Origin of the sequence: Roseateles asaccharophilus (assembly GCF_004362405.1) — a bacterium.
GTDB classification, from domain to species: domain Bacteria; phylum Pseudomonadota; class Gammaproteobacteria; order Burkholderiales; family Burkholderiaceae_C; genus Kinneretia; species Kinneretia asaccharophila.
In genome coordinates this window covers 88,834-103,141 of record NZ_SNXE01000008.1, presented here as the reverse complement: position 1 = coordinate 103,141, position 14,308 = coordinate 88,834, and the positions used below count along the sequence as shown (strand labels likewise).

Genomic DNA, 14,308 nt, shown 5'->3' with positions numbered 1-14,308 from the left:
GCGCCCCCTTGAGGGGGCCGGCGGAGCCGGTAGGGGGTGTTTTTTTCACAGCAGGAGATTGGCGCCGCTGGCGGCATCGAAGACATGGGCCTGGGCCAGCTGCAGCCAGAAGGCATGCGGCGTGCCGCGCGGCTGCTCGGCCAGGTCGCCCAGCTGATCGGCCGGCACGCGGGCACTCATGGGCACATCGCCAATATCGAAGTGCACAAAGATCTCGCTGCCCATGTGCTCGGTGAAACGCAGCCTGCCCTGCACCTGGGTGGCGCCCGGGCGCGGCAGCACCGAGACATGCTCGGGCCGTAGGCCGAACTTGATGGAGGCCGCCGCGGCCGGGCGGCCCTGCAGCCTGGCCGCCTTGGCCGCCGGCAGGGGCAGAACCTGGCCGCCCAGCAGCACGGCCAGGCCATCGTCCAGGGCCTGCAGGCGCGCGTCATGGATGTTCATCTCGGGCGAGCCGATGAAGCTGGCCACAAAGGCATTGGCCGGGCGGTCGTACAGCGCGGTGGGCGTGTCCACCTGCTGGATCACGCCTTCCTTGAGCACGCAGATGCGTTCGCCCATGGTCATGGCCTCCACCTGGTCGTGGGTCACGTAGACGGTGGTGGCGGGCTGGCCCGACTCGCGCAGGGTGCGGTGCAGCTCGGTCAGGCGCACGCGCATGCTGGCGCGCAGCTTGGCGTCCAGATTGGACAGGGGCTCGTCAAACAGGAACACATCGGGCTTCTTGACGATGGCCCGGCCCACGGCCACGCGCTGGGCCTGGCCGCCGCTGAGCTGCTTGGGATAGCGGTCCAGCAGATGCTCCATCTCCAGGAGCTTGGCGGCCTGGCGCACGCGCTGGTCCACCTCGGCCTTGGGCGTGTGCGCCAGCTTCAGACCGAAGGCCAGGTTGTCGTAGACCTTCATATGCGGGTAGAGCGCATAGTTCTGGAACACCATGGCGATGCCGCGCTGCTTTGGCGCCAGCTCGTTGACGGTCTTCTCGCCGATCTTGAGCTCGCCACCGCTGATGCTCTCCAGCCCGGCAATCATGCGCAGCAGGGTGCTCTTGGCGCAGCCCGAGGGGCCGACAAACACCATGAACTCGCCGTCGCGTACTTCCAGGTCCACGCCATGCACGGCCTTGAAGCCGTTGGGGTAGACCTTTTCTATCTTGTTGAGGCTCAGTCGTGCCACGTTCTTGTCTCCGTCCTAATCTTTTCTTCGTCAGCCTTTGACGCCGCTGCTGGTGGCACCTTCGATGAAGTGCTTCTGCGCCGCAAAGAACACCAGCACCGAGGGAATGAGGGCCACGACCGAGATCGCGATCACATTGGCCCACTCCACCTCCTCGGTGGCGCCGATGCTCATCTTCAGCGCCAGCGAGACCGGGTATTTCTCCACCGAGGCCAGGTAGATCAGCGGGCCCATGAAGTCGTTCATGGTCCAGATGAACTGAAACACGATCACCGAGATGATGGCCGGCTTGAGCAGGGGCACGATGATGTGCCAGAGCATTTGCAGGGCGTTGCAGCCGTCGATCTGGGCGGCCTCTTCCATATCGCGCGGAATGCCGCGCAGAAACTGCACCAGCATGAACACGAAGAAGGTGTCGGTGGCGAAGGCGGACGGGATGATCAGGGGCAGGTAGCTGTCCAGCCAGCCGATCTCGCGGAACACCAGGTACTGGGGCAGACGCAGCACGATCAGGGGCAGCATCATGGTGGCGATCATGATGCTGAAGAGGAACTTCTTGCCCCAGAACTCGAAGCGCGCGAAGGCATAGGCCACCAGCACGCAGGAGATCACCGTGACGATGATGCGCGGTATGGTGATCAGGAAGCTGTTCAGGAAATAGGTGGCGAAGGTGTACTCGGTGCTGGTCTTCCAGCCCTTGGCATAGGCGCCGAAATCAAAGCGGCTGGGCCAGAAACCCACCTCGGTGAAGATCTCGGCGTTGCTCTTGAATGACGCCCCCACCAGCCACAGCAGGGGGTAGAGCATGAGCACGGCCACCGCGATCAGCGCGAGATAGCGCAGCCAGGCATTGCCGCGGTCGCGGCCCAGCACCAGGCGGGCCCCTCGCCCGACGGCTACGTCGGTCGATCCCCCGAGGGGATGCGGGCCGGCTTGGGAGCGGCCCGGCGCTCGGCCCGCCACTTCGGCCTTGGTGTCGAGAGGTCGGCTCATCGCTTCACCTCCTTCTCGCCCGAATAGAACACCCAGTACTTGGAGCTCCAGAAGGAGAACAAGGCCAGGCCGCCCACCAGGGCAAAGAGCACCCAACTCAGCGCCGCGCCATAGCCCAGATTGAAGAAGCGGAAGCTCTGGTCATAGATGTAGAGCGCCAGCACATAGGTAGAGCTCAGCGGCCCGCCCTCGGTGATGGCATAGGGCCCGTTGAACTCCTGAAAGGCGTGCACCATCTGCATGATCATGTTGAAGAAGATCACCGGGGTGATCAGGGGCACGGTGATCTTCCAGAACTGCTGCCATTTGCTGGCGCCGTCGCACTCGGCCGCCTCGTAGAGCGAGATCGAGACGTTCTGCAGCGCCGCCAGAAAGATCACCATCGCGGAACCGAACTGCCAGGTGAAGAGCAGCACGATGGTCCACATGCTGTAGTGCTCGTCCGCCAGCCAGGCGATGGGCTCCAGGCCCAGCTTGATCAGGACCAGATTCACCAGGCCGTTCTTGGCGAAGATGAAGCGCCACAGCACCGCCACCGCGATGGAGCCGCCCAGGATGGAGGGGATGTAGAAGGCCGAGCGGAAGAAGTTGATGCCACGCAGCTTGAAGTTCAGCACATGGGCGATGAAGAGCGCGAAGCCCACGCGCAGCGGCACGGCCAGGGTGGCAAACAGCAGGGTCACGCCCAGGGACTTGCGGAACAGCGGATCGGCCGTGGCCAGTTCCTGGTAGTTCTGCAGCCCCACGAACTCGGGCGGGTCGATCAGGTCGTACTGCGTGAAGCTGAGCGCGAAGCTCATCACGAAGGGCGTGAGCTTGAACAGCAGCACGCCCAGCACAAAGGGCAGGACGAACAGAAAGCCCAGTTTTTTGTTCTCGTACATGTCACCGTGTCTCCGTCGGTGATTCTTGGGGGCGCCCCTTGAGGGGGCGGCGCCGGGACTCAAGCAGTCCTGGGGACGGTTTGTGCCTGGCGCCGGCCGAGGCCTCTGGCCTCGGCGCGCGCAACGCGTAGGGGGTGGGCCTTATCTCGCCAGCCAGCCACCGTCCACGGCCACGGTGTAGCCGTTGACATAGTCCGAGGCCTTGGAGGCCAGGAACACCACCGGGCCGGCCAGATCGTCAGGCACGCCCCAGCGACCGGCCGGAATGCGCTCCAGGATGGCCGTGTTGCGGCCCTCGTCGGCGCGCAGGGCCGCGGTGTTGTTGGTGGCCATATAGCCGGGCGCGATGGCATTCACATTGATGCCGTGCTGGGCCCATTCATTGGCCATCAGCCGGGTGATGCCCATGACGCCGCTCTTGCTGGCGGTGTAGGACGGCACGCGCACCCCGCCCTGGTAGGACAGCATGGAGGCCACATTGATGATCTTGCCGCCGCCGCCCTGCGAGAGGTACTGACGCGCCACGGCCTGGGAGAAGAAGAACACCGTCTTCAGGTTCAGGTCGATGACATCGTCCCAGTCCTTCTCGCTGAACTTGATCGCGTCTTCGCGACGGATGATGCCGGCGTTGTTGACCAGGATGTCCACGCGCCCGCCCCAGGCCTTGGCCTCGGCAATCAGGCCTTCGATGCAGCTGATGTCGGACAGATTGGCGCGCAGGTCCAGAAAGCGCCGGCCCAGGCCCTCGACCTCGGCGCGGGTCTCGCTGGGCTCGGACACATTGACGCCCACGATGTCGGCGCCCGCCTGGGCCAGAGCGCGGGCCATGCCCTGCCCCAGACCGGTGTTGCAGCCGGTGACGATGGCGACCTTGCCGCCCAGATTGAAGTTCTCAAGGATCACGATGTAGTTCTCCAGGCTCAGCGCAGGGCGCTCATCGGGACATGGTCCATGTCCTTGAAGACCTGGTTCTCGCCCACCATGCCCCAGATGAAGGTGTAGGCCTGGGTGCCCACGCCGGAGTGGATGCTCCAGCTCGGGCTGATCACGGCCTGCTCGTTGCGCACCACCAGGTGGCGGGTCTCGCTGGGCTCGCCCAGCATGTGGAACACGACCGCGTTCTCGTTCATGTCGAAATAGAAGTAGACCTCCATGCGCCGGTCGTGCGTGTGGCAGGGCATGGTGTTCCACAGGCTGCCGGGCTCCAGCTGGGTCATGCCCATCAGCAGCTGGCAGGTGGGCAGCACATCGGGCACCAGGAACTTGTAGATGGTGCGGCGGTTGCTGGTCTCGGGCGAACCCAGGGTCTCGGGCGAGGCCTCGGCCAGGGTCACCTTGCGGTGCGGGTAGGCGGTGTGGGCCGGCGCGCTGTTGAAGTAGAGCTTGGCGGGCTGGGCCGGATCCAGGCTGCGGAACTCCAGCGCGCGGGCGCCCTGGCCGATGTAGAGCGCCTCGCGGGGCCCGATCTCGAAGCTCTGCTCGTCCACCTTGACGCGGGCGGCGCCGCCGATATTGATCAGGCCCAGCTCGCGGCGCTGCAGAAAGAAGTCGGTGCCGGTGTGGCGGCCCAGCTCCGGCGCGAAGCTCAGCGCCTGATTCACGGGCATGATGCCGCCCACGATGATGCGGTCGATCTGGCTGTAGGTCAGCGTGGTCTCGTCGGGCTTGAAGAGTTGCTCGACCAGGAACTGCTCACGCAGGCCCTGGGTGTCCAGCGTGCGGGCATGCGCGCTGTGGATCGGTTGGCGGATTTCCATCGAAAGGTCTCCTTGGCGCCGGCAGCGGGGTGAAACAAGGGGGGAGCGGTGTGCCGGTCTGGATCGAATGCTTGCTAGCCTAGCGCAGGCTAGAACTTTCCCGGAATTATGGTTTCTATTTAGTGAACCGTCGTTTCATTTTTTAATCTCCGCGCTTATAGTCGCTGCAAATCGAGGCTCGCGACCCATCGCGACACCGCGCCCGACGAGCGGGCATGAGACAGCGGAGACCCCATGAGCACCCCACCTGCCAGCAGCAGCCCTCTGTACTTTGACGACGCCAGCACCCCCTGGACCGAGCTGGGCGACGGCATCCGCCGCAAGATCGTCGGCCACACGCCCGAGCTGATGTCGGTGCTGGTGCAGTTCGACCAGGGTGCCGTGGGCACGGTGCATGCGCACGATGCACATGACCAGATCGCCTTCTGCCTCAGCGGCGCCTTTGAATGCGATGTGGGCGGCGTCAAGCGCGTGATCCGCGCCGGCGATGCCTTCGTGGCCCCCCGCCTGACCCCACATGGCGTGCGGGCCCTGGAACCGAACAGCAGCCTGCTGGACCAGTTCTCGCCCCGCCGCGAGGACTACCTCTAAAACCTCATGGCCCGCGGCCGCACTGCAGCGCCCGCGGGTCCCCTTGCTGACGCGGCGCCCTGCGCGCGCCCTCCGACATCGCGACCCAGCCGGGCCGCGACATGAACCGATGCGCCCCAGCCACGTGAGCGGGGCGCCGACCAACACGTAGGAGACAAGATCATGCAAAGCCGCCGTCGGGCCACCGCACCGCGCCTCAACCCCCTCGCCCTGTGCCTGCTGGGCAGCGGCACCCTGCTCGCCTTCGCGCCGGCGGGGGCCCAGAGCCAAGCCGCCGCGCCCCAGACCCAGGCCATGGAAACCGTGGTGGTCACGGGCTTCCGCGCCTCGCTGGAAAGCGCGCTGAACAAGAAGCGCGAGGACCGCGGCATCGTCGACGTGATCAAGGCCGAGGACATCGGCAAGTTCCCCGACACCAATCTGGCCGAGTCGCTGCAACGCGTTCCCGGCGTGGTGATTGATCGTGATGCGGGCGAGGGCCGGAGCATCACCGTGCGGGGCCTGGGCGCGGACTTCACCCGTGTGCGCATCAATGGCCTTGAGGCTTTGGCCACCACCGGCGGTACGGACAGCTCGGGCGGGGCCAACCGCTCACGCGGCTTTGACTTCAATGTCTTTGCCTCCGAGCTGTTCAGCAGCATCACGGTCCGCAAGAGTGCTTCAGCGGATGTCGATGAGGGCTCGCTGGGCGCCACGGTTGATCTGCAGACCGGGCGCCCCTTTGACTTCAAGCGCGGTTGGACGGCGACGGCCTCCGCGCAGGGGCGCTACAACGATCTGTCGGGCAAGACCACGCCGCGTGTTGCGGGCCTGGTCTCGTTCACGGACGAAAGCCGCCGGTTCGGGGCACTGATGTCCGTGGCCTATTCCGAGCGCAAGGTGCTGGAGGAGGGTTTCTCCACGGTTCGCTGGGCCAATGGGGTGAGCAGCCAGGGCTTGTTTGCCACGGCAGGCTCCGATCCGGCCGCCTTGGCCGCCTCCAACAATGCGGCCAACTTCCATCCGCGCCTGCCGCGCTATGGCCGGCTGACGCATGACCAGAGCCGGCTCGGCGTCACCAGCTCGTTCCAGTTCCGGCCCGGTGAGAACACCCTGGTGTCGGCTGACCTGATGTACGCCAAGCTCGAGGCCACCCGCCAGGAAGACTTCCTGCAGGCCATTTCCTTCAGTCGCACCGGCACCAACGGCAAGCCCCAGACCAGCGTCTTGCAGTCCGTCTACGACGCCTCCGGGGAGCTGGTGCGCGGTGTGTACAACGGCGTGGACATCCGCTCGGAGTCCCGGTTCGACGAGCTCTCCACCGAGTTCGTGCAGCCGACGCTGAGCCTGGAGCACGACTTCAGCGACACCCTGCGCATGAGCGTCAAGCTGGGTCAGGGCAAGAGCCGCTTCCGCAACCCGGTGCAGACCACCACCACGCTGGACGCCAACAACGTCAATGGCTACACGATAGATTTCAGCGGCAACAGCCGCCTGCCCGTGATCAGCTATCCGATTTCCGTCACCGAGCTGAGCCCCGGCGGCCTGGGATTCGTCACCGCCGCAGCCGGTGCCGCGACGGTGCCGGCCACCCTGGTGAGCAGCGAGATTCGCATCCGCCCCCTGGGCGCGACCAATCGCAATGACAACGGTCAAGTCGATCTGAGCTGGGATCTGGTGCCCGATCGCTACACCCTGAAGGCGGGGATGAGCTACAAGCGCTTCGTCTTCGACACCTTCGAGTCGCGCCGCACGAATGAGGCCCTGATGTATGCGCCCCCAAGCGGTGTCGCTGCCAGCAGCCTGACGACCACGCTGACGGGATTCGGCAAGGGACTGAACCTGCCGGCCGGCGTGCCGACGAGCTGGATCATTCCCAACCTCGGCGCCATCGCCGCGGCTTACGACATCTATTGCAACTGCCTCAAGAGCGGTCCAGCCGGCGGGCCGGGCGACTTCCGGCTGACGTCCATCAGCAATGGCAGCGCCCGGGGCAACAACTTCGGCGCAAGCGAGAAGGACGAAGGCGCGTATGTGATGCTGGACTTCAGCGAGCGGGTGTCATCGCTGCCGCTGCGCGGCAACGTCGGCGTTCGCTATGTGCGCACCTCGCAGACGGCGTCCGGTTTTGATTCGGTGGGCAATGGCACGCCCACCCAGGAGGCGCAGAGCTACACCGATGTTCTGCCGTCCTTGAACGTGGCCCTGAATCTGTCGCGCGAGCTGATCTTGCGCGCTGCAGCGGCCAAGGTCATGGCCCGTCCGCGCCTGAATGACCTGAACCCGGGCATGTCCCTGAACACGGCCAACCAGACCATCACGGCGGGCAATCCCACGCTCAAGCCCTACCGTGCCAAGACGCTGGACTTCAACGGCGAGTGGTACTTCAGCAAAGAAGGCTTCCTGGGCGTCGGCCTGTTCTACAAGGACATCGACACCTATATCCAGAGCCTGCGCGGCAGCACGCGCTACGGCGATACCGGCCTGCCGTTGTCCTCGCTGCCGAACTCGCAGAACGCCGACACGGTCTACGCGATCACCACGCCGATCAATACCGAGGGCGGTTCGCTCAAGGGCATCGAGTTGAACTGGCAGCAGCCCTTCAAGTTCCTGCCCGGCGTCCTGAGCAACACGGGCATGCAGTTCAACTACACCTATGTGAAGTCGAACGTCGCCTATCGCGACAGCGCGGCAGGCAATGCCTCGATCGTGGACAACTTGATCGGGCTGTCCCCCCGCTCGGCCAACGTGTCGATCTACTACGACGACGGTCGCTTCAGCGCGCGCCTGTCCACCTCCTACCGCTCGGCCTTCCTGACTCGTGTCCCGGGGCAGAACAACAACGATGTGGAGGGCACCAATGCCGCCTTGAATGTGGACATGTCGCTCAGCTACGAGTGGGATGACCGCCTGACCTTCACCTTCGAAGGTACCAATCTGAACAACCGTGCCAAGGACCAGTTCGTCAGCCGCAGCCGCAACAGCCCTGTGGTCTACAACGTCACCGGTCGGGAGTTCCTGTTCGGCGCCCGCTACAAGTTCTGAGCATGCGACACCTCGCGCTGGCGACCCTGCTGCTGGCAGCGGGGCCGGCTTGGGCCGAGCCGCCCACCGTGCTGCTCGTGGGCGACAGCACCATGGCCCCGCAAACGGGCTATGGCGACGCGCTCTGCGAGCGCCTGGAGCCCGCCGCCCTGTGCCTGAACCTGGGTCGCGGCGGGCGCAGCAGCGCCAGCTACCGCGCCGAGGGCTTGTGGGAGCGGGCCCTGGCCCGGCTGCGCGCGCGCCCCGAGGCCTCGCCGGCCTGGGTGCTGATCCAGTTCGGGCACAACGACCAGCCGGGCAAGCCCGGCCGCTCCACCGACCTGCAACGCGAATATCCCGCCAATCTGGCGCGCTACGTCGAGGACGTGCGCGCGCTCAAGGCGCAGCCTGTGCTGGTCACGCCCTTGCGCCGGCGCCAGTTCAGCCAGGGCCTGCTGCAGGACGATCTGCAACCCTGGGCTCAGGCCATGCGGGGCGTCGCCCAGGAGCTGGATGTTCCCCTGCTGGACCTGCACAGGCTCAGCGCTGAGCTGCTGCAGACCCTGGGCGAGGCGGCCGCGCCGACCCTGGCCCAGGCCGCGCCGGGCCAGCCCGGCTATGACCACACTCACCTGGGCGCCCGCGGCGCCTGCTTCTTCGCCGCCCTGCTGTCCGCCGAAGTCGCGCGCAAGCTGCCGGGCTTGGACCTGCCCAGAAGCGCTGCGCCAGACTGCGAGCAGATACCGGCCCCCGCGCTGGCGAGCGCGGACACAGCGCTCGCGCCGCCGCTGAACCCCCACACCCACACCCATGCGGGCTGGGCGGTGGGCACCTTGGGTGGGCGGGGCGGACGCATCATCAAGGTCAGCACGCTGGCCGACCAGGGGCCGGGCTCACTGCGCGCGGCCCTAGAGGCCAAGGGGCCGCGCATCGTGGTGTTCGAGGTGGGCGGCGTGATCGACCTCGGGGGGCGTGAGCTGCAGATCGTCCACCCCTTCATCACCATTGCCGGCCAGACCGCGCCCGCGCCGGGCATCAGCCTCATCAAGGGCGGGATCGCCGTACGCGCCCACGATGTCATCATCCAGCACCTCAGCGTGCGCCCAGGTGCCTACGGACGCGCACCGCGCAGCGGCCATGATCACGATGGCATCGGCACCCAGGCGGGCGCCCACCATGTGATCGTGGACCACTGCAGCCTGTCCTGGGCCACCGACGAGAACCTCTCCGTCGGCGGTCCGCGCTTTCAGGGCCCCGATCCGGCGGCCTGGCGGCTCGCGACCTCGCACCACATCACCTACAGCAACAATCTGATCTTCGAAGGTCTGTCCAATAGCGTGCATGCCAAGGGCGAGCACTCCAAGGGCAGCCTGATCCATGACAACGCCAGCGCCGTGCTGCTGCTGGGCAATGTCTATGCGAGCAACCGCGAGCGCAATGCCCTCTTCAAGGGCGGCGTCCAGGCGGCCATGGTCAACAACCTGATCTACAACCCGGGCCCGCGCGCCGCCCACTACAACCTGCTGGGCAATGAGTGGCAGGGGCAGCCGTATCAGACCGGCAAGATCGCCCTGGTGGGCAATGTGCTGCGCCATGGACCGGACACCCCGGCCGATACGCCGCTCTTCAGCCTGGGCGGACAAGGGGATGTGGAGCTCTACCTGGCCGACAACCTGGCCCATGATCGCCAGGGGGCTGCGGTCCCCCTGACCGGCCGCTACAGCGCTGGAGCGGCGCAGATCCTGCCGGCGGGCGATGCGGCGCGCCCGGCCTACCTCCCGCCCCGGCTGCAGGCCCTGCCCGCCCGCCAACTCGAGGACCGCATCCTGCACACGGCGGGCGCGCGGCCCTGGGACCGGGACCCGATTGACGCCAAGCTGCTGTCCGATGTGCTCGAGGGGCGCGGCCAGATCATCGACAGCGAAACCCAGTCCAGCGGCTTTCCACGCCACGCGCCGCGCAGCCGCCCCTTCGATGCGGCGGCCTGGGACTTGCGGGATATGAGCCCGAAGGCCGGCTGGACATCCTTGCATCGGGACCCCAAGCCATGAGCCCAGCGATCTCGCGCCGAAGGCTCTTGCTCGCCAGCGGGGGTCTGGGAAGTGGCCTGCTGGCCGGCTGCACCGCCTTGCCTACGCCCCGCCCTCCCCTGGTCTGGGCCCGGGGACACGAGGGACAGCGCCGCGCGGATCTGGGGACTGGGCGCTACCTCAATCCGGTGCTGGCCGGGGATCGCCCCGACCCCACGGTGCTCAAGGATGGGCGCGACTACTACATGACCCACTCCTCCTTCGAGGCAAACCCGGGCCTGCTGATCTGGCACTCACGTGATCTGGTGAACTGGCAAGCCCTGGGCCATGCCTTGCACGAGTATCTGGGCAGTGTCTGGGCACCGGAGCTCATCAAGCATGCCGGACGCTATTACCTCTATATCCCGACCAAACACCCCCGGGGCAACGACATCTGGGTCATGCACGCCGGCGACATCCGGGGGCCTTGGTCCAAGCCCCAGGCGCTGGGTATCGACAAGATCGACCCCGGCCATGCGGTGGATGCACAGGGCCGGCGTTTCCTGTTCCTCAGTGCCGGCTTGCGCGTGCGCCTGAGCGACGATGGGCTGCGGACCGTCGGTCCCTTGGAGAAGGTGTACGAGGGCTGGCAGTACCCCGAGGACTGGGATGTGGAGGGCTTCGCCCAGGAAGGTCCCAAGATGCTCTGGCACCGCGGCTGGTGGCATATGACCACGGCTCTGGGCGGCACGGCAGGACCGCCCACCGGCCATATGGTGGTCCATGCTCGCGCACGAACCCTGGACGGGCCCTGGGAGAACTCGCCCTACAACCCCATTCTTCGCACCCGTCATATCAGCGAAGCCTGGTGGTCCCGCGGCCATGGCACTTTGGTGGAGGGACCGCGCCCCGGTGACTGGTACATGATGCTGCACGGCTACGAGAACGGCTACCGCAATCTGGGGCGGCAGACCCTGCTGGAACCCATCGAATGGACGGCGGATGGCTGGTATCGAAGTCCGCTGGCGGACGCAGGATCCGCCCTGCCCATGCCGGCCGGCGGTGAGGCCGTTCCACATGGCATGGCGCTTTCCGATGACTTCGACGCACCCAGCCTGGGTCCGCAATGGAGCTTCTTCCGCGGTGACGCACTGGACGCGCAACGCCTGCGGGTTGGCCAGGGCCAGCTCAGCTTGGCGGGCCGGGGAGACGGGCCCGGCAATGGCGCACCGCTGTGCTTTGTGAGCGGCGATCGCCACTTCCAGGTCGAGGTGGACATGGACTTGGACCCACAGGCCCGCGCCGGCCTGATCCTGTTCTACAACGACAAGCTCTACGCCGGGCTGGGCGTCGACAAGCAGGGCTTCTGGCTGCATCGCTATGGTCAGGATCAGCGACGGGGTTCCCTGCTCCCGGGCCAGGGCCGGCGTCTGCGCATGCGCCTGACCCTGAGGGAGCACATCCTGACCCTGCATACCCGACATGAGGGCGAGTCCGGCTGGCGGAAGTACGGCACGCAGATGGAGGTCTCGGGCTATCACCACAATGTTGCGGGCGGTTTCATGAGCCTGCGGCCGGCCCTCTACGCCGCGGGCCAGGGGCGCGTGCGCTTTTCCAAGCTCCGCTACCAGGCCCTCGACTGAACGCTCTGCGCCGGCCTTGGGCCCTCGCAACGCCGAATCCATGCCCACGATCACGGATCTGCTCTCGCCGGCGCAGCTGGCGGGATATGCCGCCTTCCTGCTGGGCCTGTTGTGCTTCGGGCAGACCGATGACCGGCGCTTCAAGCTGTTCATGGCCCTGGAGTGCCTGGCCTATGCCCTGCACTTCGCCATGCTGGGACACCCGAGCGCGGCTGCCAGCAGCCTGGTCTCGCTGGCACGCTCCATGGCGGCCATACGCTGGCGCCGCCCAGCGGTCGGCGTCTTCTTCATCGCCCTGGGCCTCGGAATGGGCTACGCGCTGTACAGCGGCTGGCTGTCCATGCTGCCCATTCTGGCCTCCTGCATCGGCACGTTCTCCCTGTTCTTCCTCCACGGTCTGGCCATGCGCATGCTGATGCTGGTGGGCACCACGCTCTGGCTCGTGAACAATGTCTGCGTCGGCTCGGTGGGTGGCGTGCTGCTGGAAGCCAGCCTGCTCAGCATGAATCTGTGGACCATCTCACGCCTGTGGCGCCGGCAGCGGCGTTCATCCTAGGGACGCTTGCATGCCGGGAATCCGATGATCAGGAATTGGTCATGGACCGATCATGACGGTATCCAGCCGGCGGCCGAGACTGCGCACCTCTGCAAAAAACGGTGCACCAGCCTTCTCCGGCCATCATGGGATTCAAGAAACGTATCTGGGCTCTGCCTGCCACGGCGGCCGCGATTTTCACCATCAGCGTGGGCATCATTCTCACGGTGGCGAGCCACACGACCGATGACATCGAGGGCCTGGGGAGCAAGGCCTATCCCTACCTCGCCGGCGTCACCCGAGCGCAATCGCTGATCGAGCCCATGTCGACGGCTTTTCAGGCGGCGGTCAGCGAGTCCGAACCGCGTCGGCTGGAGGACGCCGAACGCCTGCGAGCGAGTATCGAGCAGCAGCTGCAGGCCGTCGGCAAGCTTCCGGGCCACACCGAGCTGGACGAAGAACTGGGCGCATTGCTGAACAGCTATGCAGGCGCCGCACGCGAGACTGCGCTGATCCTGCTGGGCGCGGGTGACGGGGAGGCTGCGAGCGCCGTACCCCGCATGCAAGAGAGCCTGAAGGCCCTGCAGACCCGCCTGGACGCGGAAGTGAGCCAGGCTCAAGCAGGATTCGATGCCGTTCTGGACAGCAGCCGCAAAGGTGTCCGAGACATTATCCGGGCCACACTGATCAGTGCCCTGATCGTGCTCGCCGCCCTGATCGTGGCCTCCTGGAGAATCATCGCTGGCGTGTGGTCGCAGCTGGGCGCCGAGCCCGAGTTTGTGCGTGACCTGATGCAAGAGATTGCATCCGGGAATCTCTCGCGAGGCATTGACGCCGACCCGCGAGGCAGCAGCTTGCTGGCGGCAGCCGCAGCGATGTCGAGTGGGCTGCGTGATCTGATCAATCAGCTCAGGGCCGGTGCCAACGAGATCACGCACGCAGCCAGCGAAATCGCCGCAGGAAACATGGACCTGTCCGCGCGCACCGAGCGACAGGCCAACGCCGTAGAAGTCACGACGCAATCGATGCGTCAACTCACCAGCTCGGTTCAGGACAATGCCGGTCACGCCAGAAAGGCAGCCGAGACCGCGGCGCAGGCCTGCATCGATGCCGAAGCCGGCGGCCAGGCTGTGGCAGCAGCCATCACCTCCATGAGCGCAATCAGCGAGTCATCGCAACGCATCAGCGAGATCACGGCGCTGATCGACGGCATAGCGTTTCAAACCAATATCCTGGCGCTCAACGCCGCCATCGAAGCCGCGCGGGCTGGTGAAAACGGCCGAGGATTCGCCGTTGTCGCGGCCGAAGTCCGTCGTCTGGCACGCAGCGCAGCCGACTCGGCCAAGGAAATTGCAGCCTTGATCGACGCCTCCGTGGAACAGGTCGCGGAAGGCAAGTCCCGTGTCCAGGCCGCCGGTGGCGCCATGCAGAGCGCGCTGCACTCCGTCACGGCCACGGCCACCTTCATCCGCGAGATTGCCATGTCCAGCGAGGACCAGGCGCTTCGGATTGCCGAGGCCGGCCACGCCGTGACCGGCATAGACGACAGCACCCGGCAGAACAGCGCGCTGGTGGAAGAGGCCGCCGCGGCGGCCGCCAGCCTGGAGGAGCAGACGAGGCGCCTGTCGGCGCTCGCCCAGCGCTTCCAGACCGCCAGCAGCTGAGGCCTTGTCCTGCCGGCACCGGGGCTGAGCACCAGCCCGATCGCGGCGCAGCC

At 66.2% G+C, this 14,308-nt stretch carries 11 protein-coding genes; 6 read left to right on the top strand and 5 right to left on the bottom strand.

Translation table 11 applies throughout. From position 1 onward, the window contains the following. Positions 1 to 45 precede the first annotated feature (45 nt). The 5 genes from DFR39_RS15985 to kduI all read right to left on the bottom strand — a co-directional run bounded on the left by DFR39_RS15985 (position 46) and on the right by kduI (position 4,810). A complete protein-coding gene (locus DFR39_RS15985; RefSeq protein ID WP_133604752.1) occupies positions 46 to 1,176 on the bottom strand; it encodes an ABC transporter ATP-binding protein in 1,131 nt (376 codons plus the stop codon). Between the two features lie 30 nt (positions 1,177 to 1,206). Beyond that, complete coding sequence (locus DFR39_RS15980) at positions 1,207 to 2,169, bottom strand: carbohydrate ABC transporter permease (RefSeq protein WP_133604750.1); 963 nt, start codon at positions 2,167 to 2,169, stop codon at positions 1,207 to 1,209. After that, the gene (locus DFR39_RS15975; RefSeq protein WP_133604749.1) at positions 2,166 to 3,053 is read right to left on the bottom strand and encodes a carbohydrate ABC transporter permease; all 888 of its coding nucleotides are present in this window, start codon (positions 3,051 to 3,053) and stop codon (positions 2,166 to 2,168) included. Before DFR39_RS15975 ends, DFR39_RS15980 begins: the two co-directional genes overlap by 4 nt. A 141-nt stretch (positions 3,054 to 3,194) precedes the next feature. Beyond that, positions 3,195 to 3,956: a 2-dehydro-3-deoxy-D-gluconate 5-dehydrogenase KduD gene (gene kduD, locus DFR39_RS15970; RefSeq protein WP_133604747.1), complete on the bottom strand. Its 762-nt coding sequence runs from the start codon at positions 3,954 to 3,956 to the stop codon at positions 3,195 to 3,197. 17 nt (positions 3,957 to 3,973) lie between these two features. Beyond that, positions 3,974 to 4,810 (bottom strand): 5-dehydro-4-deoxy-D-glucuronate isomerase, encoded by an 837-nt coding sequence (gene kduI / locus DFR39_RS15965; RefSeq protein ID WP_133604745.1) that lies wholly within the window; start codon positions 4,808 to 4,810, stop codon positions 3,974 to 3,976. 234 nt (positions 4,811 to 5,044) lie between these two features. On the opposite strand from kduI, the gene DFR39_RS15960 reads away from it, so the two are divergent. From DFR39_RS15960 to DFR39_RS15935, 6 genes are all read left to right on the top strand, one after another. Further along, complete coding sequence (locus DFR39_RS15960) at positions 5,045 to 5,401, top strand: cupin domain-containing protein (RefSeq protein WP_133604743.1); 357 nt, start codon at positions 5,045 to 5,047, stop codon at positions 5,399 to 5,401. A gap of 162 nt (positions 5,402 to 5,563) precedes the next feature. Then, complete coding sequence (locus tag DFR39_RS15955; RefSeq protein WP_133604741.1) at positions 5,564 to 8,425, top strand: TonB-dependent receptor; 2,862 nt, start codon at positions 5,564 to 5,566, stop codon at positions 8,423 to 8,425. Positions 8,426 to 8,427: 2 nt separating this feature from the next. Further along, positions 8,428 to 10,455: a GDSL-type esterase/lipase family protein gene (locus DFR39_RS15950; RefSeq protein WP_133604739.1), complete on the top strand. Its 2,028-nt coding sequence runs from the start codon at positions 8,428 to 8,430 to the stop codon at positions 10,453 to 10,455. Next, the gene (locus DFR39_RS15945) at positions 10,452 to 12,056 is read left to right on the top strand and encodes a family 43 glycosylhydrolase (protein WP_133604737.1); all 1,605 of its coding nucleotides are present in this window, start codon (positions 10,452 to 10,454) and stop codon (positions 12,054 to 12,056) included. Before DFR39_RS15950 ends, DFR39_RS15945 begins: the two co-directional genes overlap by 4 nt. Positions 12,057 to 12,096: 40 nt before the next feature. Further along, entirely contained in the window at positions 12,097 to 12,612 is a 516-nt protein-coding gene (locus tag DFR39_RS15940) for a YgjV family protein (RefSeq protein WP_133604735.1), read from the top strand. A 125-nt stretch (positions 12,613 to 12,737) separates the two neighbouring features. After that, a complete protein-coding gene (locus DFR39_RS15935; RefSeq protein WP_133604734.1) occupies positions 12,738 to 14,255 on the top strand; it encodes a methyl-accepting chemotaxis protein in 1,518 nt (505 codons plus the stop codon). The last annotated feature ends 53 nt before the right edge of the window (positions 14,256 to 14,308 follow it).